Raw genomic sequence first — 2,796 nt, 5'->3', positions numbered from 1 at the left:
AGCAGATAAATAATGGCTATTTTGCACTGAAATCACCTTAACCAAGCGCAAATGGCGGCTAATACATTGAGTAGAAACAGGATAAAGGCTTTTATTCAGAGGTTCCCTAGCTCCCCCACCTGGATCTGGGACTGGAGTTTCTTCACATAGGCGTCCAGCTCATCCTGATCATCGGAGACCGTGGTCTGAAGATATATCAAGTTTCCTTCCGTATCACAGAGGTAGAAGGATGCCCCCTCCGGTAAATCCAACATGTTGGAGTGCAGCTGGAAATCCTCCAGAAAGATGTCAAACGCCAGTACCGCATCAGAATTCCGGCATTTTTGGGCCACCGTGATAACGGGTGCGCCATTTACGCCGTCAGCGTACACATTGGTGAAGATCACATTGCCATCCGCCGCCAGAGCACCGAGATACCAGACGGCATCGCTCACATCGTAATCCTCCATGCCCTCCCACGGGTTGGATGCAAAGATCTTGCCGTTAAGAACGGCATAGGGGTCCACTGTCCCCACCCCTAGCACATCATAGAGCATCTGAAAATACATGGAAATCCACAGTTGGACAGCCTCGGAATCCGATTCCTCCTGGAGCTGCCAATCGATGGCCTCCGTTCCAAAGGTGATGAGGGTCTCATAGACAGTCAGGTTATTCCGCTCCTCTGCGGCATAGCTTTTAGCCAGTGAAGTTCCCAGTGTTTTGGCATTTTTCAGCAGATCTATCCGCAGGACGTGGTAGCATGCCACACCGATGACCAGGAAGGCCAGTAGGATCAAAAGATTGGTCCGCACATGCCGAAAGATCCGCTTCCGCCTTCGGCTGGCGGCCTTCATTCAAAGCTCTCCCGTATGGCTTGGATCACCCGGTCATAGGACTGGGTGATGGACGGCATCAGACCGGCGCCCCAGCTTCATCTCCCTCCCGGAGCATCTGTACCTGCCGGGTGAAGAAAGCGAACAGTTCCGTCATGGAGAGGTTTCCGCACACGCCCTTCAGGCTGTGAGAGGCCGTGACAGCCCCCTCCCGGTCGCCAGCATCCAGCGCCGTCCGGAGCGCCATGTAGTTACCATCCTCCAGGAATTTTTTCAAAAACTGCTCCAGCAGCACGTCGCTGCCCATAAAACGCTCCAGCGCGCCGTCCACGTCGATCCCTGCCGCCTTCAGGCGGGTACGCTTTCCCTCATCCATACCGTTTACGCCTCCCCATTGGTCCCGTAAAATTTCCAGATCTCCTGCTCAACCGCGAGGAATCGTTCCAAAATCGCCGGGTTAAAGACCCCGCATTGCCCCTCTTGAATCATCTTCAGGGCTTCCTCCCGTGCGAATGCATCCTTATAGACCCGTTTACTCACCAGGGCGTCATATACGTCGGCCAGGGAGACGATCTGGGCCCAGAGGGAGATCTCATCCCCCTTCAGACCGTCGGGATAGCCCCGGCCATCCCAGCGCTCATGGTGGTGGCGGGCAATGTCGCAGGCGTAGTGATAAGCCCCATGCTCCTTGGGCTGGGGAATGTGTTCCAGCATCCGTTCACCTTGGACGGTGTGGGTCTTCATGATCTCAAATTCCTCCGGGGTCAGCCGTCCCGGCTTGTTGAGAATAGCATCCGGAATGGAAATCTTCCCCACATCATGGGTGATGGCCGCCAGGGCGATGGAGTCCACCTCCTCCGGCGTCAGCCCCTCCCCCAGCTCAGTTTGGGTAAGCATATACCGAGTGATATCGTGGATACGGCGAACGTGCTCCCCAGACTCACCATTGCGGAACTCGGTGGCGGCGGAAAGGGATTCGATCATGCCCCGGTTGAGCTCGATAATCTGTTCCGCTTGGCGCAACAGCTCCGACTGCTGCCGCTCCACAACGCTGCCTAGGCGCCTCCGGGCCTGGTAGAGCTCCACCACCGATTTCACCCGCCGGTCCACCATGTAGGGTATGACAGGCTTGCTGATGACGTCCATGACTCCCAACTCATAGGCTTCCCGCATGGTGGCGTCACTCGCCTCCGCCGTGATGAGGAAAATAGGGATGTAGTCTGGGATTCCCTCCTCCTTCAACCGACGCAGCACCTGGAGGCCATCCATCTCTGGCATCACCACGTCCAGAAGCACTGCACACAGCTGCTCCTTGTGGCGGAGGATCTTCTCCAATCCCTTCTGCCCGTTGTCGGCCTCCGCCACCTTGTATTGGGAAGAAAAAATGTTCTCCAGAATCGCACGGTTGATCTCATCGTCATCCACGATCAGGATCATGTCATAAGTACTTTCCGCCGGTACGTTGGTCCGTTCCTCTTCCATCCGTCTCATCCCTTTCCGGCGTCAACTGCTCTTAAGTTGATACTTATACTCTTAATTAGGTCAGTTTACAAGGAACTACACGCAGACCGTGAAACGGGCTGCTGACAACAAACGGCGCTATGCTCCCGGCTGGGTGCATAGCACCTGTTTGTTGCGGGGGTTTCCAAAGGGGGCAGCGCCCCATTTGGCACACGACTTTGCGGAGCAAAGTGTAGTGTGTTATACGCTCTGTCGGCGTTGCCCTGAAAATACCGTTGCCGCCGGGGAGGGCAAGGGCATTTGACGCGGCAGGAAAGCAGGGCTTTGTTTGGGGCTGGTAAGCCGGAAACAAAGGGCTGATTTCAGCAGCAGACAGGGCGTATTATGAAAGCCCCCGTCCCTCGTCCTCCGCGATAATGTACAATAAATTGCGCAAATTGGAAAGAGCATAAAAGAAGACATAGCTTGCAGGCTCTGGTAGAATGAAGTCACGACACACCATTCTGAAAGGAGACAGCAAACT

At 55.2% G+C, this 2,796-nt stretch carries 3 protein-coding genes; all 3 read right to left on the bottom strand.

Features of this window, described 5'->3' with window-relative positions; all coding sequences use genetic code 11:
- Window positions 1–95: 95 nt before the first annotated feature.
- Genes ACTNBK_RS16865 through ACTNBK_RS16855 form a run of 3 tightly spaced genes read right to left on the bottom strand, consistent with a single transcriptional unit; the run spans window position 96 to window position 2,294 of the window.
- Entirely contained in the window at window positions 96–833 is a 738-nt protein-coding gene (locus ACTNBK_RS16865; protein ID WP_441147830.1) for a cache domain-containing protein, read from the bottom strand.
- A gap of 58 nt (window positions 834–891) precedes the next feature.
- Window positions 892–1,188, bottom strand: a complete 297-nt coding sequence (locus ACTNBK_RS16860) for an Hpt domain-containing protein (protein ID WP_441147828.1) — start codon at window positions 1,186–1,188, stop codon at window positions 892–894.
- Window positions 1,189–1,193: 5 nt separating this feature from the next.
- The gene (locus ACTNBK_RS16855) at window positions 1,194–2,294 is read right to left on the bottom strand and encodes an HD domain-containing phosphohydrolase (RefSeq protein ID WP_441147826.1); all 1,101 of its coding nucleotides are present in this window, start codon (window positions 2,292–2,294) and stop codon (window positions 1,194–1,196) included.
- Window positions 2,295–2,796 lie beyond the last annotated feature (502 nt).

Source organism: Intestinimonas sp. HCP28S3_D6, assembly GCF_052065695.1.
GTDB lineage: Bacteria > Bacillota > Clostridia > Oscillospirales > Oscillospiraceae > Intestinimonas.
This window is presented reverse-complemented; position numbering and strand designations above follow the sequence as displayed.

Coding starts and splice junctions, on each gene's coding strand:
- ACTNBK_RS16865 (WP_441147830.1), bottom strand. CDS start 833: ATGAAGGCCGCCAGCCGAAGGCGGAAGCGGATCTTTCGGCATGTGCGG.
- ACTNBK_RS16860 (WP_441147828.1), bottom strand. CDS start 1,188: ATGGATGAGGGAAAGCGTACCCGCCTGAAGGCGGCAGGGATCGACGTG.
- ACTNBK_RS16855 (WP_441147826.1), bottom strand. CDS start 2,294: ATGGAAGAGGAACGGACCAACGTACCGGCGGAAAGTACTTATGACATG.